Source organism: Streptomyces sp. NPDC058045 (assembly GCF_042885635.1).
In the GTDB taxonomy this organism is placed as follows: Bacteria; Actinomycetota; Actinomycetes; order Streptomycetales; family Streptomycetaceae; genus Streptomyces.
Window position 1 is genome coordinate 17,132 of sequence record NZ_JBHVRR010000044.1, and the last position, 24,028, is coordinate 41,159.

Here is a 24,028-nt window from a genome sequence, read left to right on the forward strand (position 1 = left end):
ATGCGACGGTCATCCGCGTTGTTCAAGACTGTAACCGAAGGCCCGGAGGGTTGAGACAGCCGTCCGAAGCGCGAGATGGATCACAGCCGGGCGGGCGGGGAGAGGGAGAAGAACGGTGCTGGAGGAGGTCGAGCGCTGGCTGACCAGGCGCTCCTGGTCGGTGCGCGACCGCGGGATGCAGCAGTTGCTCACCGCGAAGCGGGCGGCGGGCAGCACGGTGAGCGTGGTGCTGCCGGCGCTCGACGAGGAGGCGACGGTCGGCCGGATCGCCACCGTGATCCGCCGCGAACTGATGGCGCCGGCCGCCCCGCTGGTGGACGAGCTGGTGGTACTGGACTCGGGCTCCACGGACCGTACGGCACAGGTGGCGGCCTCGGCGGGGGCGCGGGTGGTGCACCGGGACTCGGTGCTGCCGCGGATACCCGCCCTGCCCGGCAAGGGCGAGGTGCTGTGGCGCTCGCTGCTGGTCACCGGCGGGGACGTGGTCTGCTTCGTGGACGCCGATCTCACCGAGTTCTCCGCGGACTTCGTCACCGGCATCGTCGGCCCGCTGCTCACCGACCCGGAGGTCCACCTGGTGAAGGCGATGTACGACCGGCCACTGGCGGCCGCGGCCGGCGGCGGGCAGGGCGGCCGGGTCACCGAGCTGGTGGCGCGCCCACTGCTCAATATGCACTGGCCGCAACTGGCCGGTTTCGTCCAGCCCCTCGGCGGCGAGTACGCGGCCCGCCGCTCGCTGCTGGAGCGGCTGCCGTTCCCGGTGGGCTACGGCGTGGAGCTGGGGCTGCTGGTGGACGCGCTGCACACGGTGGGCCTGGACGCGCTGGCCCAGGTCGATGTGGGGGTGCGGCGCCACCGGCACCAGGACGGGCAGGCGCTGGGGCGGATGTCCGCGGCGATCTACCGCACGGCACAGGTCCGGCTTGCCCGCGGGCATCTGCTGCGGCCGGAGCTCACCCAGTACGTACGCGGCGAGAACGGCTTCGAACCGCGGACGTTCCCGGTGGACACCGAGGAGCGGCCGCCGATGGCCTCGATCACGGAGTACACCTCCCGGGACGCCGCGTAGAGGGCTCCGGAGGCCCGGTCCGCGGCGGTTTGGTGGCCGGGCGCGGTGGCTAGGTTCCGGGTATGGGTCATTCTCAGGCTGCGCAGGTCCTCGTCGCCTCCAACCGCGGGCCGGTCGCCTACCGCCCCGCGGACGACGGCACCCTGACCGCCCACCGCGGTGGCGGCGGCCTGGTCTCCGGGCTCTCCGCGATCGGCCCCGAGACGGACGCCCTGTGGGTGTGCGCCGCGCTCGGCGAGGGCGACCGGCGGGCCGCGACCGCCACCGACGACGGGCGGCTCGACCCGGGGGACACCGCGGGGCAGCGGGTGCGGATGCTCACCGTCGACCCGGCGGTGCACGCCGACGCGTACAACGGCATCGCCAACTCGGTGCTCTGGTTTGTGCACCACATGCTGTACCAGACGCCGCTGGAACCGGTCTTCGACGCCGCGTTCCGGCGCCGCTGGGCCGCCTATGAGACCTACAACCGGGCCTTCGCGGAGGCGCTCGCCGAGGACGCGGCGCCGCGGGCCGCGGTGCTGGTGCAGGACTACCACCTGGCGCTGGTGCCGGGGATGCTCCGGGCGCTCCGGCCCGATCTGCGGATCGGCCACTTCTCGCACACACCGTGGGCGCCGCCCGACTACTTCCGGCTGCTGCCCGACGACATCGCCGGGCAACTGCTGACCGGGATGCTGGGCGCGGACCGCCTCGGCTTCCTCACCCACCGCTGGGCCGGCGCCTTCGCCGACTGCTGCGCCGACCGGCTGCCCGGCGGCACCGGCGGCACCGCGATCGGTGTGCACGGGCTGGGCGCCGACGGGGAGTTCCTGCGCGGCCGGGCCCGCACACCCGACGTGGACGAGCGGCTGACGGCGCTGCGCGAGCAGATCGGCCTGGCGCCCGACGGCCGCCCCCGCCGCACCGTGGTGCGGGTGGACCGCACCGAGCTGTCCAAGAACATCGTCCGCGGGCTGCTCGCCTTCCGGCATCTGCTGACCGAGCGGCCCGAGTGGCGCGGGCACGTGGTGCACCTCGCCTTCGCCTACCCGTCCCGGCAGGACCTGGCCGTCTACCGCGACTACACGGCGGAGGTGGCCCGGCTCGCGGACGAGATCAACTCCGAGTTCGGCCGCGGCGATTGGACGCCGGTGGTGCTGCACCTCAAGGACGACTTCGCCCGCTCGCTCGCCGCGTACCGGCTGGCCGACGTGGCGCTGGTCAACCCGATCCGGGACGGGATGAACCTGGTCGCCAAGGAGATCCCGGTGGTCTCCGAGGAGGGCTGCTCCCTGGTGCTGTCCCGGGAGGCCGGCGCCCACGAGGAGCTGGGCGAGCTGTCCTTCACGGTCAACCCGTACGACGTGGTCGGCACCGCGGACGCGCTGCACCGGGCACTGTCCCAACCGCCCACGGAACGCGCCGAACGCAGCGCCCGCCTCGCCGAGGCCGCCACCGCCCTCCCCCCGGCCCGCTGGTTCCTGGACCAGCTCCACGCCCTGGAGGCGCTGGACTAGTGCGTTGCCGCGAGGGCGGCGAGTAGGGACACCACTCCGGACGGGCCGTCGACCACCAGGTCGGCGCGGTCCGCCAGTTCGGTCGCCTCGGTGCTGCCGCTGCACACCAGCAGGCCCGGTACGCCCTGTGAGCGGAGCTTGTCCACGGCGGCGAAGGCCGGCAGGTCCCCCAGGTCGTCCCCGGCATAGAGGACCGTCCCGGCGCCGACCTCGCGCACATAGGAGGTGAGGGCGGCGCCCTTGTCCATGCCGGGTGGGCGCAACTCCAGTACCAGCTTGCCCGGTTCGACGATCAGGCCGTGCCGGGCGGCGAGCGAGGCCAGAGGTTGCCGCAGGGCTTCGAACGCGGCCCCGGGGTCGTCGGCGCGGCGGGTGTGCACGGCGACCGAGCGGCCCTTCTCCTCGACCCGGACGCCGGGCCACGCCCCGGCCCGCTCCAGCACCCCGGGCAGTTCGGCCCGCACCGGCGGAAGCCCGGGGTGCTCGGCGGGCGCCCGTACGGTGCCGTCGGCCGCGTCCCAGCGTTCGGTGCCGTAGTGGCCGAGGACGACGAGGTGGTCCAGGCCCGGCACCCCGGCGAAGCCGCCGTAGCGGACGGCGAGGGCCGCGGGGCGGCCGGTGAGTACGGCGACCGAGCGCACCCGGGGGGCCAGTGCGGCGAGTGCGGGCACCGCGTCGGGGTGGGCGCGGGCCTGGTCGGGGTCGGGCACGATCGGGGCGAGGGTGCCGTCGAAGTCGAGGGCGATCACGGCCTGTTGGGGCCGGGCGGTGAGTGCGGCGAGGCCGTCGCGCCCGGCTGCGGTCCGCGGCGTCGGCAAGGAGTCCGGAAGGCTGCCCATGGGCTGACCCTACCCACGCGCCGCCGGATCAGCGCTCCGTACGGCGGGCGGCGCGGACCCGGCGCAGGCGGTTGACGGTGACGGGGGCGTGGGCCAGGGCACGGGGGTCGTCGAGGAGGGCGTTGAGGAGCTGGTAGTAGCGGACGGGGGCGAGGTCCAACTGCTCGCGGATGGCGCGCTCCTTGGCGCCGGGCGCGGGCCAGTCGCGCCCTTCGAAGGCGAGGATGCCTTCCTCAAGGGACGACAGCGGGCGCTCGGCGGGGGCGGACATGGCGGCGACGATACGCGGTGCCCGGTGCCGGGGTCCGGTCGGCCTAGGAGGCGCCCTCGGCGCCGGCGGCCTGGCGTTGGAGCTGGGTGAGGATGGCCTCGGGGTTGCCGTGGTCGGAGACCGCGTTGCCGATGTTCTTCTTGATGGCGGCGCTGACCTCGCCCCAGGAGGTCTTGCCGACGGGGTAGAGCTGCGCGTTGGGCAGCTCCCGGAGGAAGGGCGCGAGGTCGGACCGGGACGGGTCCCGGGCCATCTTCTCGGAGGCGGAGGCGGTGACCGGCAACAGTCCGTACTCCTCGCAGAACGCCAGGTGGTTGCGGTCGCTGTAGACGTAGTCGAGGAAGCGGCCGATCTCCTTGCCGTGGCCGTTCTGCTTGAACGCGGTCATCCAGTCGGCGACGCCCATGGTGGCCTTGGCCCGGCCGTTGATGCCGGGCATCGGCACCATGCCGTACTTGACGCCCTTCTTGCCGGCGAGCCGCATCAGGGAGGGGTGGCCGTTGAGCATCCCGACCTCGCCGCGGGTGAAGCCGGCGAAGGCGTCGGCGCGGTCGAGCTTGCCGGGGGCGACGGGGCCGGTGAGGTGCTCGCCGACGAGGCTGGTCTTCAGCCAGTCGAAGGTGTTGACGTTGGTCTTGGAATCGAGGCTGTAGGAGCCGACGTTGTCGGTGTAGCCCTCGCCACCGCTGAGCAGCCACATCAGGGTCTCGGCCTGCGCCTCCTCGGGGCCGAGCGGCAGCGCGAAGGGCGTCTTCACCCCGGCCTTCCTGAGCGCCCGGGCGTCGTGCTGGAGGTCGGTCCAGCTCTGCGGCGGGGCGGTGATGCCGGCCTTCGCGAAGAGGGTCTTGTTGTAGAAGAGCAGGCGGGTGGAGGAGACGAACGGCATCCCGTACTGGGTGCGGTTGACCTGTCCGGCCTGGCTGAGGGGGGTGAGGAAGCCGGACTGGGTGGATATGGAGAGCAGGTCGTCGGCGCTGTACAGCTTGTGCCGGGCGGCGTAGCCGGCGTAGGCGCCGATCTGCGCCATGTCGGGGGCCTTGCCGGCCGCGACCAGGCCCTTGACCTTGCTGTCGACCTCGCTCCAGGGGTAGACGCGGACGTCGATCCGGATACCGGGGTGGCTCTTCTCGTAACGGGCGGCCAGCTTGTCCCAGTACTTCTTGGAGCTGTCCGAGGCGGAGGTGCCGTAGTCGGCGGCGACCAGGGTGAGGGTGGTGTCGCCGGAACCGCCGCCGGTGCAGGCGGTGAGTCCCACGGTCATCCCGAGTGCGGCCACCGCCGCGGTCAGTGCTGTCAGACGCCGCACAACCGTCCCCTGTCCCCTTCAGCCGTTCCGATCGTCCCCCGTGCTCGTGGTGGCTCCTGGAGGACCGCGCCTCCCCCCGAGGCCGCTTCCAAGGTCTACACCACGGAAGTCTCGCTTGGGCAACGGGAGTCGGCGGGGGAAGCGGGAGGCGCGGAGGGCGGGACGTCGCTTCCGCGGCGTTTGCACGGTGTTTCCGGTGCGAAAACGCAGGTCCATGGGTGAACTGGACTAGACCTGTCGGAACGAAGGCGGGACACTGTCCCCGTGAGACATGTCATCGCCCTCGATGTGGGCGGCACCGGGATGAAGGCCGCTCTGGTCGGGGCGGACGGCGCGCTGCTCCACGAGACCCGGCGGGCCACCGGCCGCGAACGGGGCCCGGAGGCCGTGGTCGCCGCCATCGCCGACTTCGCCGCCGACCTGCGCGACCACGGCCTGCGCCACTTCGGGCAGCCCGCCGCGGCCGCCGGGGTCGCGGTGCCCGGCATCGTCGACGCCGAGCACGGCATCGCCGTCTACGCGGCCAACCTGGGCTGGCGTGACGTCCCGCTGCGGAGACTGCTCGCCGAACGCCTCGGCAACGTGCCCGTCGCCCTCGGCCACGATGTGCGCACCGGCGGCCTCGCCGAGGGCCGTATCGGTGCCGGACGCGGCGCGGAACGCTTCCTCTTCGTACCGCTCGGCACCGGGATCGCGGGGGCCATCGGCATCGGCGGCGCCATCGAACCGGGCGCCCATGGGTCCGCCGGTGAGATCGGCCACATCGTGGTCCGGCCAGGCGGGCCGCCCTGCGGCTGCGGGCAGCGCGGCTGCCTGGAGCGGCTGGCCTCCGCCTCCGCCGTCAGCCAGGCCTGGGCCGCCGCCACCGGCGATCCGGACGCCGACGCCGCGGACTGCGCCAAGGCCGTCGCCTCCGGTGATCCGCGGGCCCGGCAGGTGTGGCAGGAGGCGGTGGACGCGCTCGCCGACGGGCTGGTCACCGCGCTCACCCTGCTGGACCCGGAGACCCTGATCATCGGCGGCGGTCTCGCCGAGGCGGGGGAAACCCTGTTCACACCGCTGCGGGCCGCGGTCGCGCGGCGCATCACCTTCCAGCAGCAGCCCGCGATCGTGCCCGCCGCGCTCGGCGACACCGCGGGCTGCCTCGGCGCGGGGCTGCTCGCCTGGGACCTGCTCGGCGCCGGGCACCCCGGCCCGTCCGCCCCGCACGACCCCGTCCCCACAGATCCCCCAGACTCCCCAGCCCCCACGGACTCCTCGGAGGTAATCGACTGATGGCCGCTCGTACAGTCCTCGCCGGAGCCCAGGTGGTGCTGCCCACCGGCACCGTTCCCGACGGACGGGTCACCGTCGAGGGAAGCCGCATCACGGACACCGGCGGGAGCGCTCCCGGCGCGGACCCCGGTACCGCGGACACCGTCGACCTCAGCGGGCACTGGCTGGTCCCCGGCTTCGTGGACCTGCACAACCACGGCGGCGGCGGCGCCTCCTTCACCAACGGCACCGTCGAGGACGTCCTGCACGGCGTGCGCACCCACCGGCTCCACGGCACCACCACCCTCGTCGCCTCCACCGTCACCGGTGAGATGGACGCGCTGGCGCAGCGGGCCGGGCTGCTCTCCGAGCTGGCCGAGCAGGGCGAGATCGCCGGTGTCCACTTCGAGGGGCCGTTCATCTCGCCCTGCCGCAAGGGCGCCCACTCCGAGGCCCTGCTGCGGGACCCGGACCCCGCCGCGGTACGCAAACTCCTGGACGCGGCCCGCGGCCAGGCCCGGATGGTCACCCTCGCCACCGAACTCCCCGGCGGCCTGGACTCGGTACGGCTGCTCACCGAGCACGGGGTGATCGCCGCCGTCGGCCACACCGACGCCGACTACGAGCAGACCGCGGCCGCCATCGACGCCGGGGCCACCGTCGCCACCCACCTCTTCAACGCGATGCCGCCGCTCGGCCACCGCGCCCCCGGCCCCATCACCGCGCTGCTGGAGGACGAGCGGGTCACCGTCGAGCTGATCGACGACGGCACCCATCTGCACCCGGCCGCCCTGCGCCTCGCCTTCCACCACGCGGGCGCCGCCCGGGTCGCGTTCATCACCGACGCGATGGACGCGGCCGGATTCGGGGACGGCGTCTACCACCTGGGGCCGCTGGAGGTCGAGGTCAGGGACGGAGTGGCCCGGCTCGCCGAGGGCGGCTCCATCGCCGGCTCCACCCTCACCCTGGACCGCGCCTTCCACCGGGCCGCCACCGTCGACCGGCTGCCGGTGCCGGACATCGTCCGCGCCATCTCCACCAACCCGGCGCGGCTCCTCGGCCTCGACGACCGCGTCGGCAGCATCGAGCCCGGCAAGGACGCCGATCTGGTCGTACTGGACGCGGAGTTCGCCCTCAAGGGCGTGCTGCGCAAGGGCGAGTGGATCGTGGACCCGCGCGGGGACTGAGACCGTCGGCGATACGTCCCGAGCGGCCGGCCGTGGTCTGGGCCGGCCGCCCGGTCTTTGGCATGATCAGGACCGCAAGCTGCCCTCTGACGTCCCAGGAGGGGTCCGGGTGATCCTCACGGTCACACTGAACACCGCCCTCGACCTCACCTACCGCGTCCCCGCGCTGCGTCCGTACGCCTCGCACCGCGTCACCGAGGTCATCGAGCGCCCCGGCGGCAAGGGCCTCAATGTGGCCCGGGTGCTCGCCGCCCTCGGCCACCCGGTCACCGCCACCGGTCTGGCGGGCGGCGCCACCGGGCGGACGGTGCGCCAACTCCTCGCCGGCACAAGCGGGTTGACCGACGCACTGGTGGAAGTGTCCGGCCCCACCCGCCGTACGGTCGCCGTGGTGGACGCGGCCGGCGGGGACACCACCCAGCTCAACGAGCCGGGACCGCACATCGGCCCGGCCGAGTGGGAGGAGTTCACCGCCCGCTACGAGGAACTGCTGCGCACCGCACGGGCCGTCGCGCTCTGCGGCAGCCTTCCGCCCGGGGTGCCCGTCGGCGCCTACGCCCGGCTGGTGCGGACCGCCCGCGCGGCCGGGGTGCCGGTACTGCTGGACACCAGCGGGGAGCCGCTGCGCCGCGGCCTCGCCGCCCGCCCCGACCTCCTCAAGCCCAACGCGGACGAACTCGCCGAACTGACCGGATCTCACGACCCGGACCAGGCCGTGCGCGAGGTGCGGCGCCGCGGCGGGCGCACCGTGGTCGCCTCCCTCGGCGCGGACGGGCTGCTCGCCGCCACCCCGGAGGGCCGCTGGCGGGCCGCCCCGCCGACCCGGGTGCACGGCAATCCGACCGGAGCCGGCGACTCCGCCGTGGCCGGACTGCTGTCCGGGCTGGTCGAGGACGCGCCCTGGCCGGAACGCCTGACCCGAGCGGTGGCCCTCTCCGCGGCCACCGTCCTCGCCCCCGGCGCCGGCGAGTACGACGCGGCGGCCTACGCGGACCTGCGCCGGCAGGTGAAGGTCACCGAGGCGGACGGCTGAGGCCGGGCCTGACAGCGGGAAGGACCTAGGCCGTGGCCAGCCATACCTTGTCGAGGTTGGCGTCGCACTTGTTGCCGTCGCCGCAGGAGATCGTGATGGTGTTGGTGCCCTTGTTGAGCGGCACGGTCGCCCAGGTCTGGGTCCAGCCCTTCTCCCAGTCGTCCTTCTTGGCGTGGGCGAAGTTCCCCATGTTCAGCGGACGGTCCTGCGCCTTGCCGTTCACGGTGACCGTGGCGTCGGCGGCCTTGCCGGGCACCCCGTACGCCACGTAGAAGCGGTAGGTCTTCGCCTTCGGGACGCCGTCGATGGTCCAAGTGACCGACGCACCAGGGTTGTTGAAGCCGGCGACATAGACGCCGCCGTCGGCGGTGGCGCCGTCGATGTCGGAGGCCGTCACCGTGCCGCCGGCCAGCTTCAGCGCCTTCGCGTCGGCCTTGGGCAGCTTCACCGTCGGCTTGGCGCTGGGCTCCTTGGTGGGCTCCTTGCTGGGCTGCGCCGTCTCGACGGGGGCCGAGCTGGAGGGACCGGCCTCCGGGTCGCCCTTGTCCTTGTCGTCGCCGCTGCTGAGCATGGCCGCGCCGATTCCTATGACGACGGCCGCCACCACCGCGATCGCACCGATCAGCAGGCCCTTGGTGTTGGGACCGCGGCCCCGGCCGCCGTCGGACCTGCGCGGAGCCGAGCGCTGCGGCGTGCCCCCGGGCAGCGTCTCCGGCGCCTGGTAGTGCGCGTTGGGCTGGTGGTTCGGCTGCTGCTGGGTCTGCTGCGGCACCTGCCCGAAGGAGGCGGTGGCCTGCTGGGTCTGCTGCCCGGCCGGCGGCGGATAGCCGTAACCGCCGCGCCCCGCCGCCTGCTGCCCGTACTGTCGCTCGCCCACCGCACGGACCTGGTGGTGGGAGGAGCGCGGGCCCGGATAGCCGTAACCGCCGCCCCCGCTGGGCGGGGTGGCGCCGGACGCCTGCCCGTCGGCGTACAGATAGCCGAACGGGTCTTCGTCCTCGGGCGTGCTCGCGCCGTTGTTGCCGGCCGTCATCCCTAGGTCACTCCTTGGCAGTTACAGACTTCGGACCCGGCGAGCCTACCGCTCCGGGTGGGCCGGACGGGCGCCCCCGCTCGGGCCCGAACCCACTACACTGCGCTGACCTGGGCTTCAGCCGGCGCGCCTGTGCTGTTTCGCACGAGATCGCTTCTCGATGTACATCCGCTGGTCGGCCGAGGCCAGCACCTCGTCCGCGGACATGCCGCAGTGCGCCCAGCCGATGCCGAAGCTGGCGCCCACCCGGACCGCCCGGCCGTCGACCCGGATCGGCGGGATGATCGCGTTCCGCAGCCGCACCGCGAGGTCCTGGGCGTCGGCCCGGCCGAGGCCGTCCGCGAGCACCACGAACTCGTCGCCGCCGAGCCGGGCCACCGTGTCCCCGTCCCGCACGCCGCTGGTGAGCCGGCGGGCCACCTCGATCAGTACGGCGTCGCCGGTGTGGTGGCCGAAGCGGTCGTTGATCGACTTGAAGCCGTCCAGGTCGCAGAAGAGGACGGCGAGGCCCTTGGTGCCGTCGTCGGTGTCCCCCTGCGGCGCCACCGTGTGCACATGCTCGAAGACGGGCCCGGCGGGGCCGTGGGCGGCGGGGTGCCCGGCGCCGTAGCCGTGCTCGCCGCCGTACGCCGCGTCCAGCGAGCCGGTGGGCAGGGCCTGGGGGCGGCCGCAGAGGCGGGCGCCGAGCCGGGCGCGCAGCTCCGCCGAGTTGGGCAGGCCGGTGAGCGAGTCGTGCGAGGCGCGGTGCGCCAACTGCAGCTCGCGGCGCTTGCGTTCCTCTATGTCCTCGACGTGGGTGAGCAGGAAGCGGGGGCCGTCGGCGGCGTCGGCGACCACGGAGTTCCGCATGGAGACCCAGAGGAAGCTGCCGTCCCGGCGGGCCAGGCGCAGCTCGGCCCGGCCGCCCTCGGCGGAGGTGCGCAGCAGGGTGCCGATGTCCTCGGGGTGCACCAGGTCGGAGAAGGAGTAGCGGCGCATCGCGGAGGCCGGGCGGTTCAGCAGCCGGCACAGGGCGTCGTTGCTGCGCAGGATGCGGCCGTGCTGGTCCCCGCCCATCTCGGCGATGGCCATCCCGGACGGCGCGTACTCGAAGGCCTGGCGGAAGGACTCCTCGCTGGCTCTGAGGGCCTGCTGCTCGCGCTCCAGCCGGACCAGGGCCCGCTGCATATTGGTGCGCAGCCGGGCGTTGCTGATCGCGATCGCGGCCTGGAACGCGTACATCTGGAGCGCTTCCCGGCCCCAGGCGCCGGGGCGGCGGCCGTTGCGCGGCCGGTCCACGGAGATCACGCCGAGGAGGTCGCCGCCGGAGGCGCCGGGCGCGTAGAGGGGCGCGAAGAGGCGGTCGGAGGGGTGCCACTCGTCCTCGAAGCGGGGCTCCGGGCCGTCCGTGTACCACTGCGGGACGTCGTCCTCGTCGAGGACCCAGCCCTCGGTGTGCGGGATGAACCGGAGGTCTCCCCAGGCCTCGCCCATGGAGAGCCGCCGCTCCCAGGAGACCCGGGAACCGACCCGGCCGGTGATCAGGGCCTCCGCGGCGGCGTCCCCGGCGAGGGCGGCGACCACCAGGTCGCCGTCGGGGCGGACCAGGTTCACACAGGCCAGTTCGTATCCGAGGCCGTTGACCACGCCGTCGGCGACGGTCTGCATCGTGTCGGCCAGGCTGCGCGCGGTGTTCATGTCCGCCATCACCCGGTGTAGCTGCCGCAGGGTCGCAAGACGGACGTACGGCTCCGACTCGGTCTCCATGCTCGCTCTCCCCGAGACCTCGACAGCAACTCCGGTTCAGTCAGGTTCCGTCAGGTTCGTCAATCGTCGGTTGGGTCCGTTCGGTGTCGGTCAGTGCGGCCCGGTCCGTCGGCGGTGCCGCGGCGGGCCGGGCAGGCGCTGCCGGTCCGTGCCGTACCGCGCCGGTCCACGTGTGGTGCACGCGGTCCGCACGGCTCTCGCAGTGCTCGCGCCCGTCCGGCACGGTCGTCGGGCGCGATCGTTCGGCGTACTTGTCGCAGTGTCCCCGTCACTGAATCACAGTGAGCTTCCCACTCGGTACACAGGGTCAACAAATTATGCCCTCTGTGAGTCAAGTCACAAGATCCTCACGGGACTTGACCCACCGGACCGCACCGTTCCCCGAACCGTACAGAACGCAGATGACATGCGAGTCGCCCCTTCCCGTCCCCCCGGATTTCGGCCCTGGGACCTAGGCCGTACATCCGCCCCGGGTCCGATGCGGGCCGCCACCGCCGAGGCTACCGTCAAGTACGTGTCGAATACCCCCAGTACGACGGATTCCGCCCCGCCGCCCGACCCCCTCACCCCCGCCGTGGGCCATGCTGTGGGGGTGAGCGACGAGGAGTTCCGCGCGGCCATGGCGCGGCTGACGGCGGGCGTGGTGCTGGTCACCGCGCACGAACCGGCCCTGGACCCGGAGGGCCCGGCCGGCGAGGACGCCGGGATGACCGCCACCGCCTTCATGTCGGTCTCGCTCGATCCGCCGCTGGTCATGGTCAGCCTGCGCGAGGGCTCCCGGATGGACGACCTGCTCGCCGAACAGCCGCTGTGGGGCGCCTCCCTGCTGACCCGGCGGCAGCGGCATATCGCGGGCCGCTTCGCCATGAAGGGCAGGGTCAGCGACCGCCTCCTCTTCCAGGACCTGCGCTGCCGCCGCGGCGAGGCCTCCGGGGCGCTCCTGGTGGACGGCTCCCTGGCCACCCTCGAATGCCGCACCCGGGACCGCGTCCCGGCCGGTGACCACACCCTCGTCATCGCCGACGTCCTCACCACCGACCTCGCCCACACCGAGGACTCCCCGCTCCTCTACTACCGGGGCCGCTACCGCGACTTGGGGTGAGCGGGGCCGGTGTACCGCTGAACGGCCGGGCGCGGGTGGGGACTTGGGCGGTCAGGTCCAGTCGCGGGCCGAGCGGCCGCGTTTGGTCTCGCCGCGCTGCTTCTTCTGCTTCAGCCGGCGCTCGTTGATACCGCGGGGGATACGGGTGGCGCGCCGGGCCCTCGGTGGAGGTGCCGTCGCCTCGGCGAGCAGGGCGGCCAGCCGGACGGCGGCCGCCTCGCGGTTGCGCCACTGGGAACGGTGCTCGGAGGCGCTGACCGAGACGACCCCGTCGACCAGGCGCCCGGCGAGCCGCTCCAGCGCCCGCTCCTTCCACACCGGGGGCAGCGCCTTGGTGCGCGCCAGATCGAAGCGCAACTCGGCTTTCGAATCACTGGTGTTGACATGCTGGCCGCCCGGCCCGGAGGAGCGGGAGAAGCGCCAGTTCAGCTCGGACTCGGGCAGCGAGACGGAGCCACGGATGTGGAGGTGGCCCGGGGGAAGGCCCCCGGCCCCCCGGACAGGACCAGACATACCCCCATGGTCCCGCGCCCGCCCCGCCCCCGTCACCCCTTTTTCCCCCGCGGTGAAGAAAGCCCCCGGAGCTGGAACCTGGCGGTCACCGCGCTGCGTTCCTATGCGTGACGGGTGCCTTCGTCATCGGTACGAGGCCCGCACACCAACCAGGAAGGACTTCCCGATATGGCTGTAAGCCTGTCCAAAGGCGGCAATGTCTCGCTCACCAAGGAGGCACCGGGTCTGACCGCCGTCACGGTGGGCCTCGGCTGGGACGTCCGCACCACCACCGGCACGGACTTCGACCTGGACGCCTCCGCGATCGCGGTCAACCCGGAGGGCAAGGTCTACTCCGACGGCCACTTCATCTTCTTCAACAACAAGCAGACCCCGGACCAGACCATCGTCCACACCGGCGACAACCGCACCGGCGAGGGCGACGGCGACGACGAGGCGATCAACGTCAACCTCGCGGGCCTGCCCGCCGACATCGACAAGATCGTCTTCCCCGTCTCCATCTACGACGCGGAGAACCGCGGCCAGAACTTCGGCCAGGTCCGCAACGCCTACATCCGCATCATCAACCAGGCCGGCGGCGCGGAGATCGCCCGCTACGACCTGAGCGAGGACGCGGCGACCGAGACCGCCATGGTCTTCGGCGAGCTGTACCGGAACGGCGCGGAGTGGAAGTTCCGCGCCGTCGGCCAGGGCTACGCCTCCGGCCTGGTCGGCATCGCCCAGGACTTCGGCGTCAACGTCTGACTCCGGTACCGGAGTTCGGGACCGGCCGGGTGCCACCGCCCCCGGCCGGTCCCGCGGTACGCCGCCTCTCCCGCTGCCGCTCCCTCCTCTCCCGCTGCCGTACGGCCGCCGCCGGGCGCATGGGACGATCGGCGGGTGCTCGACATCGGCTACGCCCTCTCCGCCCGCTTCCCCGACCCCCCGGACGCGGACTACCGCACCGCCCAGACCCGCGCCCTGCGCCATGACCTCTTCTGCGGCGACGTCTATCTGGCCGACACCGAGCAGGACCGCGAACTGGCCACCGCCTGGGGCTGGGTGCCCGTACTGGACTTCGCCTGGGCGCTGTGCGACATCGTCGAGCAGCTCGACCGGGACCCGCTGGGCAGCAGGGCCGCCCGACCGCAGTACGCGGAGCTGGACTTCACCGAGTCCAGCGACCGGATGCTCTTCGAGCGCCGCTTCGGCCGGGTGGAGATCGAGGGCGAATGGCGTCCCGGCGACGAGCCCCCACTGACCTTCCAGCACACCGAACTCCGGCGCGAGGCACGGGACTTCCTGCACGACCTGATCGCCGACCTGACCGACCTGCACGAGGGCCTCGCCGACAACGCGATCCTCTGGGGCCTCCAATCCCGCTTTCCCCGCTGCTGAACGGACCCTCGTGCGGATCCGTCAGGGGCTCGCACGATCCGGCCGGCGTCCGTGGGAAAGAGGCGGAGCACCGTGGTCCCGTCCGGGGTCGTGAGGGCGTAGTGCCGGGTCGAGTGGGAGAGGTCTCCCCAGGGTTCGCGTAGATGGGCGCGCAGCAGGAGGCGGCCGCATCTGGTGCAGGCGATCCCCTCCGGCCACCGCCCAACACCGACGCCCCGCCCTACGTCGCCTCCACCCGTAGTCCGAGCTGGGCCGCCAGCGCCGGTGCCAGGTCGAGGAGTTGGGCGGGACTGATCACGGCGCCGGAGAGGCGGTCCAGCCCGGCGGCGATGCCGAGGGACGCGGTGTGCCGCAGGTCGACCTCGCTGAGGGTGGCGGCGCTGAGGTCGGCCTCGCGCAGGGTGCAGTCCGGGAACTCGACCCGCTCCAGGCGCGCCCCGCCGAAGTCCGGCTCCACCAGTACGCAGCCCTCGAAGACCACGTCCCGCAGCCGGGCGCCCCGGAGATTCAGGTAGTCGATCTTGCCGCCGCGGATGACGACGCGCTCCAGTTCCGCCCCGTGCAACTGCGTACCGCCGAGCCGGGCGTCGACCAGCTCCACGTCCCGCAGAGTGGCCCCGGACAGGTCGGTGCCGACACCGCGGGGCGCGTCCAGCCGCGAGTCGAGGACGCGGGCCCGGGCCAGCCGGGTCTCGTCCAGGGCGCAGCCGCGGAGCAGGCAGTCCATCAGTCGGGCGCCGCCGCCGTCCTGCCCGGTGAGATCGGCGTCGGAGAGCTCCAGGCCGTCGTAGTCGCCGCCCGGGGACAGCGGCTCGTCGGGCCAGGGCGTGAGCACCGGCAGCCGCAGCTCGGGCCGCCGCGCCCGCCGGGGTCCGGCGCGACGTCGGGGCCGACCGGCCGGGTCGGCATGGGAGGTGGCGGGGCGCTTGGCATCGGGCATGGCCCCATGCTGCCCTGCCCCACTGACAACGCCGCCCGGGGCGGGCGGATCCCCGCTGCCGCGGCCTCGGCAGCGGGGATGCAGTGGGTACCGATTCATGGTGTTCTGACCCTGTGACCTTCACCCGGAAAGGTGAGCCCGTCCCGGGACAGGACCCGCATCGGTGGTGGGGCCTGGTCATCATCGCGCTCGCCCAGCTCATGGTCGTCCTGGACGCCACGATCGTGAACATCGCGCTCCCCTCCGCCCAGCACGCGCTGCACATGTCCGACGCCAACCGGCAGTGGGTGATCACCGCCTACACCCTCGCCTTCGGCGGACTGCTGCTGCTCGGCGGCCGGATCGCGGACTTCGTGGGCCGCAAACGCACCTTTGTGATCGGCCTGATCGGCTTCGCCCTCGCCTCCGGCATCGGCGGCGCGGCCGAGTCCTCCGCCATGCTCTTCGGCGCCCGCGCACTCCAGGGCTGCTTCGCCGCGGTCCTCGCGCCCTCCGCGCTCTCCCTGCTCACCACGACGTTCACCGACCCGAGAGAACGCGGCAAGGCCTTCGGCATCTACGGCGCCATCGCGGGCGGGGGCGCCGCCATCGGCTTCATCATGGGCGGCATCCTCACCGAGTACCTGAGCTGGCGCTGGTGCCTCTACGTCAACATCCCGATCGCCGGCATCGCCGTACTCGGCGCGCTCAGCCTGCTGCACGACCGCCCCGGCCACGCCGAGGCCCGCCTGGACGTCCCCGGTGTACTCCTCGGCTGCGGCGGCCTCGTCGCCATCGTCTACGGGTGCAGCGAGGCCGAGCCCCGCGGCTGGAGCAGCCCGTTCGTACTGGCGCTGCTCATCGGCGGCGGCGTCCTGCTCACCCTCTTCGTGGCCTGGCAGAAACGCGCCCCGCACCCCCTGCTGCCGCTGCACATCGTCCGGGACCGCAACCGGGCCGGCAGCTTCATCACCATGGGGCTGGCCACCATCGGCCTGTTCGGGCTGTTCCTCTTCATGACGTACTACCTGCAGACCATCCTCGGCTACTCGCCCCTCAAGGCCGGGCTCGCCTTCCTGCCGATGACCGCGGCGATCATCATCGGCTCCACCCAGATCTCCGCCCGGCTGCTCCAGTACACCGCGCCCCGCACCCTGATGGTGCCCGGTGCGATCCTCGCCGCCGGGGGCCTGCTGATCCTCACCCAGCTCAGCGTCTCCGCCGACTACACCTCGCACGTACTGCCCGCCGAACTGCTCCTCGGGCTCGGGATGGGCCTGGTCTTCATGCCGGTCATGGCCACCGCCACGGCCGGGGTCGCCCCGCACGACTCCGGGGTCACCTCGGCCACCGTCAACACCGCCCAGCAGGTCGGCGGGTCCATCGGCACCGCACTGCTCAACACCATCGCCACCAGCAGCGCCACCGCCTACATCACCCGGCACCTCACCAACCCCGCCCAGCGCACCCAGGTGGAACGCGCCGCAGTGGTGCACGGCTACACGGTGGCCCTCTGGGTGGCCGTCGGCGTGATGCTGCTGGCGGCCCTGGTGGCCGGCCTGATGGTCACCGGCCGCGCCCCGAGACACCCCGTCCCGGCCGACGAGCCGGTCCCGGAACCGGTCGAATAGGCCCTCTACGGGGTGCCGAGGCGGTGGAGGGCGTCGTCGGTGAGGCGGAAGACGGTCCACTCGTCCTGCGGGCGGGCGCCCAGCGAGCGGTAGAAGCCGATGGACGGCTCGTTCCAGTTCAGTACCGACCACTCCAGGCGCTCATAGCCGCGCTCGACGCAGAGCCGGGCCAGGTGCGCCAGCAGCGCCCGGCCGTGCCCGCCGCCGCGCCGCTCCGGCCGTACATAGAGGTCCTCCAGATAGACGCCGTGTACCCCGCGCCAGGTGGAGAAGTTCAGGAACCACAGGGCGAAGCCCACCGCCTCACCGCTGGCGTCGTCCACCGCGAGATGCGCGAAGGCCGCGGGCCGCTCCCCGAACAGCGCCTCGGCCAACTGCTCCTCCCCGCCCCGCACCTCGTGCAACGCCTTCTCGTAGTCGGCCAACTCCCGGATCATGGAATGCAGTACGGGCACGTCGGCGGGCGTCGCGGTACGAATCATGCGCGCAGGCTAACCGGGGGCGGCACGGTGCGCGGGCGCCGTCCGAGGGGGGAGACGGGCGGCGCGGGGAGGGGTCCGGCCGCAGGTCAGTGGCGCAGCCGGGCGGCGATGTCCAGGACGCGGGCGGCGCCGGCCGGCTCCCCCGGCCGCGCCAGCTCGCCCGTCTCCGCCAGCTCCCACAGGCAGAACTCCAGCACCCGGGCCAGCGTCCAGGCCCGCGCCCGCGCCCGGTCCAGGCCCAGCTCGCCGGTCATCGCCTCGAACCGCCACCGCACCTCGTCCGGCAGATAGCGGTTGTGCAGCGCGGGCAGCAGCTCGAAACCGGGGTCACCGGCGAGCGGCTTGGGGTCGATCACCAGCCACGGCTCCCGCCGCCCGGCCAGCACATTGCCGAAATGCAGATCCCAGTGCAGCAGCCGGTCCCCGCACTCGCCGGCGACCTCCCGCAGCGCCGCCGCGCAGTCCACCAGCAGCGAGCGCACCACCGGATCCGCCACCCGCGGCAACTCCCGTCCCGCCCGCTCCAGCAACTCCCTCGCGATCACGTCCAGTTGGCGCAGGCCCTCCGGTGCGGGCCGGGCCGTCAACCGCGCCAGCAGCCCGGCGAGTACCAGCACCGCCTCCCGCGAGTCCCCCGCACCGGGCAGCGGGCGGGCCGGGTCGAGCCGTTCCAGCAGCATGGTGCCGGTGGCCGCGTCGTGGTCGAGCAGCAGTACGGCACCGTCACCGCGCCAGGCCCGCAGCGCCCGCGGCTCGCCCGCCGTCTCCTCGTCCGGGTCCTGGAGCTTGAGCACCGCGGGCAGCCCGTCCGCCCGCACCACCGGCAGCACCAGGGCACACACCCCCGCCATCGCGGCACCGTCCGGCCGCAGCCCCCACTCCCGCAGGAAGTACTCGGCGCGGCCCGGCAGTTCGGCCAGGAACCGCCGCCCCGCCGCCCCACCGTGCGCGATCCGCGCCGCCACCAACTCCCCGGGAATCTCCACCCGCCCGATCCTAGGCAGGCTCCCCGGGCACGGCCTCGGGACCGCCCCCGCCCGCCCGGCGGGTCAGCGAAGCTCGCCGGCCGCCCGCAGATCGTCAAAGAGAAGCTGGTCCACCGGCGGCACCAGCGGCCGGTCCGCGTACGAGAACCAGTCCGTCTCCTCGATCTCACTGCTCGGCGCCAACGTCCCCGCGTACCGCGCGGTGTAACAGCTCATCCGCACCACCGCGCTCGGCAGCCCCGGCACCTCCGCCTCGTACGTGCCCAGGTGGACCGCCGTCGCCGGATCGAGCCGTACCGTCAGCTCCTCCTCGATCTCCCGCACCAGGGTCGCCAGATCGCTCTCGCCGGGCTCCCGCTTGCCGCCGGGCACATAGAAGACGTCCTTGCCCCGCGGCCGCGCACACAGCACCCGCCCGCCCTCGACCCGCACCCACGCCACCGTGTCGATCAACACCGCCTCCGCACCCCCGAGTTCACCCTCACCCACCGTCCCCACCCTCCAGAGCCGCACCCCGACGCAGCGCCGCCCCCTGCACCGGGACCATCCCGAACCGCTCGTAGTACGGCAGCAGCGGCCCATCGCAGAGCAGATCCACCGAGTAGAACCCCTCCGTCCCCACCAACACCCGCCGCACCAACTCCGCCCCGATCCCCCGCCGTTGATACGCGGGGAGGACCTCCAGCCACGGAATGGCCGCGGTGAGCACCCCATCACTGATCAGATTGACGAACCCCACGACCCGCCCGGTGCCCTCGTCGACGGCGACCACCGCCCGAAAACTCCCCCGCAACACGGCCAGATGCTGAGCCACCGAAGCCCCCCGGGGCCACCCGACGAAAAACCCACCGAGCATCCCCTCATCGACCTCGGTCATGTCCTCGACGTACCGGATCACATCCAGGCCCCTCGATCGCCCGCACATCAACCACCGGCGGGGAGCGAGCGCAGGTCAAGCAGAGAGCCCCCTGTCGGATTCGAACCGACGACCTTCGCTTTACAAGAGCGGTGCTCTGGCCAGCTGAGCTAAGGAGGCGACGGGTGCAGTGTAACGGGCCTGGGCGGGGTGGGGGCGGGGGGCTGGGGGAAGTCCGGTGGGCGGCAGGTGCTGACAGATCCCTGGCCCTTGGGTAACGTCCTGTCCACGTTCGCTGATGTGGACTACACCTCTGCGGGAAACGCCCGCGGCGGTCTCTTCCTTTACTCGGATCGTCCGGCACGTTCCTGCCGGTGAAGGGGGCTTAACAGCCATGGCAACAGTCACGTTCGACAAGGCGACCCGGATCTACCCGGGTGGCGACAAGCCCGCCGTCGACGGCCTCGACATCGACATCGCGGACGGTGAGTTCCTCGTCCTCGTCGGCCCCTCGGGCTGCGGCAAGTCGACCTCGCTGCGGATGCTGGCAGGTCTGGAGGACGTCAACGGCGGCGCCATCCGGATCGGTGACCGCGACGTCACGCACCTGCCGCCCAAGGACCGGGACATCGCCATGGTGTTCCAGAACTACGCGCTCTACCCGCATATGACGGTCGCCGACAACATGGGCTTCGCGCTCAAGATCGCCGGGGTGCCGAAGGCCGAGATCCGCAAGAAGGTCGAGGAGGCCGCGAAGATCCTCGACCTCACCGCGTACCTGGACCGCAAGCCGAAGGCGCTCTCCGGCGGTCAGCGGCAGCGCGTCGCGATGGGCCGGGCCATCGTCCGGGAGCCGCAGGTCTTCCTCATGGACGAGCCGCTGTCGAACCTCGATGCAAAGCTCCGCGTCTCCACCCGCACCCAGATCGCCTCCCTCCAGCGCCGTCTGGGCATCACCACCGTCTACGTGACCCACGACCAGGTCGAGGCCATGACCATGGGCGACCGGGTGGCGGTGCTGAAGGACGGCCTGCTCCAGCAGGTCGACTCGCCGCGCAACATGTACGACAAGCCGGCCAACCTCTTCGTCGCCGGCTTCATCGGCTCCCCCGCGATGAACCTGGTGGAGGTGCCGATCACGGACGGCGGTGTGAAGTTCGGCAACTCGGTGGTGCCGGTCAACCGGGACGCCCTCAAGGCCGCGTCCGACAAGGGCGACCGCACCGTCACCGTGGGCGTGCGCCCCGAGCACTTCGATGTGGTCGAGCTGAACGGCGAGGCCGCCAAGTCCCTCTCCAAGGACGCCTCGGACAAGCCGGCGGGCCTCGCCGTCTCGGTGAACGTGGTGGAGGAGCTCGGCGCCGACGGCTATGTCTACGGCTCCGCGGAGGTCGACGGCAAGGAGACCGACCTGGTGGTCCGGGTCAACGGCCGCCAGGTGCCGGAGAAGGGCACCAAGCTGCATGTGGTGCCGCGGGCCGGCGAGACCCACGTCTTCGCCACCTCCACCGGCGAGCGCCTCAGCGACTGAGGATCGGCAGACCACGGCGATCGGGCCAACGGGCTTGTGCGGACGGTGAGTTGACGCCGGCCGATCGGGCGGCCCGAACCGGCAGCCGCAAAGTAGGGAGCCCCGCACCCCGTGTGCGGGGCTCCTTCTGCTGCGTCAAGAGGCCCTGGACGCAGGCGAGTAGGCGGGCAAACGTGCCAGGCGGGCCGGTCGAGTAGACGAGTTGTCGATAAATGCCCCGACAGAGCGGGCAATTCGCCCCGCTCGTCAACACCGTTGAAGAATCTGACACTTCACCATCCCTCTTCAGGGTGACGAAATGTCGCTAAAACATCACCGAGCGCTACGCTCAATCGCGTGACGCACTTCGACAAGCCGCTCCCGCGGCGCGGCCCCGCCCAGCGCATCGGCCGCACCCTCGCCCTCGTCCTGCCCGTCGTCCTGGTGCTCTCCGGGACTCTCGCGGTCACCCGCGTCAACTGGTCGGGCGGCGCCAAGGATTCGGTACTGGCCGCGTCGGACGCGTCCGTCCCGGACGCCGGCCGGCACGCCGCGGCGCCCACCGCGGAAGAGGCCCTGCGCGACCGCCTGCTGCTCGAAGTCCAGGAGAAGGACCCGGGCGTCGCGCTCACCCACCTCCAGCAGGCCGTCAACGACAAGCCCAAGCTCGCCGAGCACTGCGGCGAGATCGCCCGCGCCCTCGGCCGGGCAGCGGTCCGCGCCTACGGAGCACACCAGGCCCAGTCCTTCGCCCGCCCCGTCTGCGACACCTCCTTCGCCGCCGGCATCACCGCCTCCTGACCCGCCCCGCCCCCGCACCGCCGGGGGCGGGCCGCGTCGGTACGGGGCCGGCCGCCACGTAGGGTGCGGGCATGACTCTGCGTCCCACCCAGGCCGTGGTCCTGGCCGGCGGTCAGGGCTCCCGGCTGCGGCCCTACACCGATGACCGTCCCAAGCCGATGGTCGAGATCCCCGGCACCGGCACCCCCATCATCGGCCACCAACTGGCCTGGCTCGCCGAGGAAGGTGTCACCCACGCCGTGGTCTCCTGCGGGCATCTCGCCGAAGTCCTCCAGGAATGGCTGGAGTCGGCGCGACTGCCGCTCGATGTCACCACCGTGGTGGAGAAGGAGCCGCTGGGCCGCGGCGGCGGCCTCAAGTACGCGGCCCGCCACCTCCCCGACGCGAACGGCCCCTGGTACGCCACCAACGGCGACATCTGGACCCGCTTCTCACTCCGTGAGATGGCCGACTTCCACACCGAGCGCGATGCGCAGGCCACCCTCGCCCTGGCCCGGCCGCGTATCCCCTGGGGTGCGGTGGAGACCGACGCCTTCGGCAACATCACGGACTTCATCGAGGCGCCGCCCTCGCCGTATCTCATCAACGCCGGTGTCTATGTGTTCGCGGCGCCCTTCACCGCGCTGCTGCCGGACCGCGGCGACCATGAGCGCACCACCTTCCCCGGGCTGGCCCGGAAGCGGCAGCTCGCCGGATACCCGATCCCGCACGGCGCGTACTGGCGGGCCATCGACACCGCGAAGGACCTCACCGAGGCCGCCCGGGAGCTCGCCGCCCTCCAGCCCTGACCGGTACACACACCGCGGCGCCCGCCAACACCCCTGTCCTTGCGGGGAGTTGGCGGGCGCCGGTGTCTCCGGGAGGCCGCCGGAACGTCAGCCGAGGAGGCCGCCGACGAGGCTGCCGCCCGAGGAACCACCCGAAGACGAGCCTCCGGAGGACGAGCCTCCGGAAGTCGAAGTCCCCCCGGAGGGGGTGCCGTTGGTGCCGCCGTCGCTGGTGGGGCCCGCCCCGGCGCCGCCCGTGGAGGGGCCGGAAGTGGTCGCGGGCGGCTGGGCGGGCGCCTGTTGCTGCGGAGGCGGCGGAACCTGACCGGTGCCCTGGGTCTCACCGGGCTGCCCGGCCCCCTCGGTCACCGCCGAACTCGGCGCGGACGGCGGGGCGGCAGGCTGCGAAGGGCTCGCGGAGGCACCCGCGCCCGGCGTACCGGTGGCGGCGGGGCTGCGGTGCTGGCGGCTGCCGGTCGCGGAGGGCTCGCCGGGCAGGGTCCGGCCGGGCAGGCTGTTGCGGGGGGCCTCGCCCGGGCCGGGCACGCTGACCCGGTCGGCGTCCCGTACCGCGCCGCCGAGGAGGGCGCCGACGAGCAGAGTGACGCCGACGGCGAACGCGCCGATCAGACCGCCGCGGCGCAGCACCCGCCGCCGCAGATCCCACAGGGTGGCCCGCGGCCCGAGCCGCCGCCACGCCTCCGCGGCCAGCCGCCCGTCCACCGAGTACACCGGCGCACCGGCGATGATCAGCGGCGACCAGGCGGCCAGACAGATGATGTCGGGCGCGTCGTAGACGGGCACGGTGCGCCAGCTCACGGTGACCAGCAGCGCCGCGGACAGCAGCGCGCCGAGCACCGCGACGGCCCGCTGCCACAGCCCGAGCACGGTCAGTACCCCGACGAGGACCTGGAGGAAGGCCACCGTGAGTCCGGCGCCCACCGGGTGCTGGAGTGCGAAGTCGCGTAGCGGCTCGGCCAGCGCCCAGGGGTGCAGCGAGCCGAGCCAGGTGACCAGGGAGCCCCGCTTGCCGCCGTCGAAGTAGACCGGGTCGCAGAGCTTGCCCATGCCGGCGTAGACGGAGATGAAGCCGAGGAAGACGCGGAGCGGGAGGAGCACCACCCCCAGATTGAGCCGGCGGCCCGGGTAGTAGGCGTGCCGGACGTCCTCGCCGCGGTGGCGGGCCCGGCTCCGCTCCCCGTCCGCACCGCTCGGCTCGTAGGCGTCGGAGGCGTGGTCGCCGTAGTCCCCGTAGTCGGGCCGCGCGGGCGGGGCGCCGAGGGTGAACTCGCCGATGTCGCCGGGGTGTTCGTCATGGTCACCGGCCGCCGAGCGCATCTGCGGCAGCAGCGGGGTACGCGGCTCCGCCGGGCCGCGGGGGGCGCCGACCGCGGGCGTCTGCACCGTGTCGTCGTCCAGATCCACCCGGGGGATGACCTGGGTGGAGCCCTGCTCGCCCGCGGGCCGCTCGTCCCCGGGGTGGCGCACCCCGGCACCGCGGACCGCCTGCAGCAACCCGGTGGCCCCCGGGTCACCCGGCGCCGAACGACCGCTCCACACCACGGGGGCTCTGCGCCCGCCGACACCCGGAGCCGCACCCGCGGGAACGCGCGCCGCCCGCGCGCGGTCGTACGCGGCACCGGCGACCCGGGCCGAGGCGGTCTGCGGTCCGCCGGGGAGCTGTACCCGGAAACTCGCGTGGTTGACGATGACCTGCGCCGGATCGCTCGGCACCTTCACCATGCTCAGCGCGGGAACATCGTCGAATCCCGACGAGCGGTCCCCCGTGGGAGTGCGGGGAGTTCTGGTGTCCACACTCATCTAACCGAGTGACCTGTCCATAGGAC

Annotated in this window: 24 protein-coding genes and 1 tRNA gene; 12 read left to right on the forward strand and 13 right to left on the reverse strand. The window is 72.9% G+C overall.

All coding sequences use genetic code 11. The features are described from left to right. Nucleotides 1–115 precede the first annotated feature (115 nt). Nucleotides 116–1,069 carry a glucosyl-3-phosphoglycerate synthase gene (locus ACFVST_RS23000; protein WP_390155108.1) on the forward strand — a complete coding sequence of 318 codons (954 nt, stop codon included), beginning with the start codon at nucleotides 116–118 and terminating at the stop codon, nucleotides 1,067–1,069. A 62-nt stretch (nucleotides 1,070–1,131) separates the two neighbouring features. Then, nucleotides 1,132–2,568, forward strand: coding sequence for a trehalose-6-phosphate synthase (locus ACFVST_RS23005; protein ID WP_390155111.1), 1,437 nt, complete (start codon nucleotides 1,132–1,134; stop codon nucleotides 2,566–2,568). Here the strand turns inward: ACFVST_RS23005 and otsB are convergent. The 3 genes from otsB to ACFVST_RS23020 are packed head-to-tail and all read right to left on the reverse strand — an operon-like array spanning nucleotide 2,565 to nucleotide 4,939. Continuing rightward, nucleotides 2,565–3,407 (reverse strand): trehalose-phosphatase, encoded by an 843-nt coding sequence (gene otsB, locus ACFVST_RS23010; protein WP_390155113.1) that lies wholly within the window; start codon nucleotides 3,405–3,407, stop codon nucleotides 2,565–2,567. The two genes, ACFVST_RS23005 and otsB, sit on opposite strands and share 4 nt — an antisense overlap. Before the next feature lie 28 nt (nucleotides 3,408–3,435). Then, complete coding sequence (locus ACFVST_RS23015; protein WP_390155116.1) at nucleotides 3,436–3,678, reverse strand: DUF3263 domain-containing protein; 243 nt, start codon at nucleotides 3,676–3,678, stop codon at nucleotides 3,436–3,438. Nucleotides 3,679–3,721: 43 nt separating this feature from the next. Then, nucleotides 3,722–4,939: an extracellular solute-binding protein gene (locus ACFVST_RS23020; protein ID WP_390155178.1), complete on the reverse strand. Its 1,218-nt coding sequence runs from the start codon at nucleotides 4,937–4,939 to the stop codon at nucleotides 3,722–3,724. A 309-nt stretch (nucleotides 4,940–5,248) separates the two neighbouring features. On the opposite strand from ACFVST_RS23020, the gene ACFVST_RS23025 reads away from it, so the two are divergent. From ACFVST_RS23025 to ACFVST_RS23035, 3 genes are all read left to right on the forward strand, one after another. Continuing rightward, nucleotides 5,249–6,259 carry an ROK family protein gene (locus tag ACFVST_RS23025; RefSeq protein ID WP_390155119.1) on the forward strand — a complete coding sequence of 337 codons (1,011 nt, stop codon included), beginning with the start codon at nucleotides 5,249–5,251 and terminating at the stop codon, nucleotides 6,257–6,259. Beyond that, the gene (gene nagA, locus ACFVST_RS23030; protein WP_390155122.1) at nucleotides 6,259–7,425 is read left to right on the forward strand and encodes an N-acetylglucosamine-6-phosphate deacetylase; all 1,167 of its coding nucleotides are present in this window, start codon (nucleotides 6,259–6,261) and stop codon (nucleotides 7,423–7,425) included. Before ACFVST_RS23025 ends, nagA begins: the two co-directional genes overlap by 1 nt. A 109-nt stretch (nucleotides 7,426–7,534) precedes the next feature. Next, nucleotides 7,535–8,458: a 1-phosphofructokinase family hexose kinase gene (locus ACFVST_RS23035; protein ID WP_390155125.1), complete on the forward strand. Its 924-nt coding sequence runs from the start codon at nucleotides 7,535–7,537 to the stop codon at nucleotides 8,456–8,458. 25 nt (nucleotides 8,459–8,483) lie between these two features. On the opposite strand, the gene ACFVST_RS23040 is transcribed toward ACFVST_RS23035, so the two are convergent. Together ACFVST_RS23040 and cdgB are read right to left on the reverse strand one after the other, a co-directional pair. Then, a complete protein-coding gene (locus tag ACFVST_RS23040) occupies nucleotides 8,484–9,491 on the reverse strand; it encodes a carbohydrate-binding protein (RefSeq protein ID WP_390155128.1) in 1,008 nt (335 codons plus the stop codon). 117 nt (nucleotides 9,492–9,608) lie between these two features. Beyond that, on the reverse strand, nucleotides 9,609–11,237 hold the full coding sequence (gene cdgB / locus ACFVST_RS23045) for a diguanylate cyclase CdgB (RefSeq protein WP_390155131.1): 1,629 nt from the start codon (nucleotides 11,235–11,237) through the stop codon (nucleotides 9,609–9,611). Nucleotides 11,238–11,751: 514 nt separating this feature from the next. On the opposite strand from cdgB, the gene ACFVST_RS23050 reads away from it, so the two are divergent. Continuing rightward, nucleotides 11,752–12,339 (forward strand): flavin reductase family protein, encoded by a 588-nt coding sequence (locus ACFVST_RS23050; protein WP_390155133.1) that lies wholly within the window; start codon nucleotides 11,752–11,754, stop codon nucleotides 12,337–12,339. 51 nt (nucleotides 12,340–12,390) lie between these two features. Here the strand turns inward: ACFVST_RS23050 and arfB are convergent, their stop codons facing one another. Further along, on the reverse strand, nucleotides 12,391–12,852 hold the full coding sequence (arfB, locus tag ACFVST_RS23055) for an alternative ribosome rescue aminoacyl-tRNA hydrolase ArfB (RefSeq protein WP_390155136.1): 462 nt from the start codon (nucleotides 12,850–12,852) through the stop codon (nucleotides 12,391–12,393). A 168-nt stretch (nucleotides 12,853–13,020) separates the two neighbouring features. Here arfB and ACFVST_RS23060 point away from each other — a divergent pair, with 168 nt between their 5' ends. Next, complete coding sequence (locus ACFVST_RS23060; protein WP_390155139.1) at nucleotides 13,021–13,596, forward strand: TerD family protein; 576 nt, start codon at nucleotides 13,021–13,023, stop codon at nucleotides 13,594–13,596. 135 nt (nucleotides 13,597–13,731) lie between these two features. Next, complete coding sequence (locus tag ACFVST_RS23065; RefSeq protein WP_390155142.1) at nucleotides 13,732–14,229, forward strand: hypothetical protein; 498 nt, start codon at nucleotides 13,732–13,734, stop codon at nucleotides 14,227–14,229. 220 nt (nucleotides 14,230–14,449) lie between these two features. On the opposite strand, the gene ACFVST_RS23070 is transcribed toward ACFVST_RS23065, so the two are convergent. Continuing rightward, entirely contained in the window at nucleotides 14,450–15,169 is a 720-nt protein-coding gene (locus ACFVST_RS23070; RefSeq protein WP_390155145.1) for a pentapeptide repeat-containing protein, read from the reverse strand. Nucleotides 15,170–15,282: 113 nt separating this feature from the next. On the opposite strand from ACFVST_RS23070, the gene ACFVST_RS23075 reads away from it, so the two are divergent. Continuing rightward, entirely contained in the window at nucleotides 15,283–16,779 is a 1,497-nt protein-coding gene (locus ACFVST_RS23075; RefSeq protein ID WP_390155148.1) for an MFS transporter, read from the forward strand. A 5-nt stretch (nucleotides 16,780–16,784) separates the two neighbouring features. On the opposite strand, the gene ACFVST_RS23080 is transcribed toward ACFVST_RS23075, so the two are convergent. The 5 genes from ACFVST_RS23080 to ACFVST_RS23100 all read right to left on the reverse strand — a co-directional run bounded on the left by ACFVST_RS23080 (nucleotide 16,785) and on the right by ACFVST_RS23100 (nucleotide 19,283). Continuing rightward, nucleotides 16,785–17,261 carry a GNAT family N-acetyltransferase gene (locus ACFVST_RS23080; protein WP_390155152.1) on the reverse strand — a complete coding sequence of 159 codons (477 nt, stop codon included), beginning with the start codon at nucleotides 17,259–17,261 and terminating at the stop codon, nucleotides 16,785–16,787. An 86-nt stretch (nucleotides 17,262–17,347) separates the two neighbouring features. Further along, complete coding sequence (locus ACFVST_RS23085) at nucleotides 17,348–18,265, reverse strand: aminoglycoside phosphotransferase family protein (RefSeq protein WP_390155181.1); 918 nt, start codon at nucleotides 18,263–18,265, stop codon at nucleotides 17,348–17,350. A gap of 45 nt (nucleotides 18,266–18,310) precedes the next feature. Further along, nucleotides 18,311–18,736 carry an NUDIX domain-containing protein gene (locus ACFVST_RS23090; RefSeq protein WP_390155154.1) on the reverse strand — a complete coding sequence of 142 codons (426 nt, stop codon included), beginning with the start codon at nucleotides 18,734–18,736 and terminating at the stop codon, nucleotides 18,311–18,313. After that, on the reverse strand, nucleotides 18,729–19,172 hold the full coding sequence (locus ACFVST_RS23095) for a GNAT family N-acetyltransferase (protein WP_390155156.1): 444 nt from the start codon (nucleotides 19,170–19,172) through the stop codon (nucleotides 18,729–18,731). The genes ACFVST_RS23090 and ACFVST_RS23095 overlap by 8 nt, the downstream gene beginning before the upstream one ends. Before the next feature lie 37 nt (nucleotides 19,173–19,209). Next, nucleotides 19,210–19,283, reverse strand: a tRNA-Thr gene (locus ACFVST_RS23100). Between the two features lie 214 nt (nucleotides 19,284–19,497). On the opposite strand from ACFVST_RS23100, the gene ACFVST_RS23105 reads away from it, so the two are divergent. The 3 genes from ACFVST_RS23105 to ACFVST_RS23115 all read left to right on the forward strand — a co-directional run bounded on the left by ACFVST_RS23105 (nucleotide 19,498) and on the right by ACFVST_RS23115 (nucleotide 22,202). Continuing rightward, a complete protein-coding gene (locus tag ACFVST_RS23105) occupies nucleotides 19,498–20,634 on the forward strand; it encodes an ABC transporter ATP-binding protein (RefSeq protein ID WP_390155158.1) in 1,137 nt (378 codons plus the stop codon). Between the two features lie 336 nt (nucleotides 20,635–20,970). Continuing rightward, nucleotides 20,971–21,414: a hypothetical protein gene (locus tag ACFVST_RS23110; protein ID WP_390155160.1), complete on the forward strand. Its 444-nt coding sequence runs from the start codon at nucleotides 20,971–20,973 to the stop codon at nucleotides 21,412–21,414. A 71-nt stretch (nucleotides 21,415–21,485) separates the two neighbouring features. Continuing rightward, nucleotides 21,486–22,202 (forward strand): NDP-sugar synthase, encoded by a 717-nt coding sequence (locus ACFVST_RS23115; RefSeq protein ID WP_390155162.1) that lies wholly within the window; start codon nucleotides 21,486–21,488, stop codon nucleotides 22,200–22,202. Nucleotides 22,203–22,289: 87 nt separating this feature from the next. Here the strand turns inward: ACFVST_RS23115 and ACFVST_RS23120 are convergent, their stop codons facing one another. Continuing rightward, a complete protein-coding gene (locus ACFVST_RS23120; protein ID WP_390155164.1) occupies nucleotides 22,290–24,002 on the reverse strand; it encodes a DoxX family membrane protein in 1,713 nt (570 codons plus the stop codon). Between the last annotated feature and the right edge of the window lie 26 nt (nucleotides 24,003–24,028).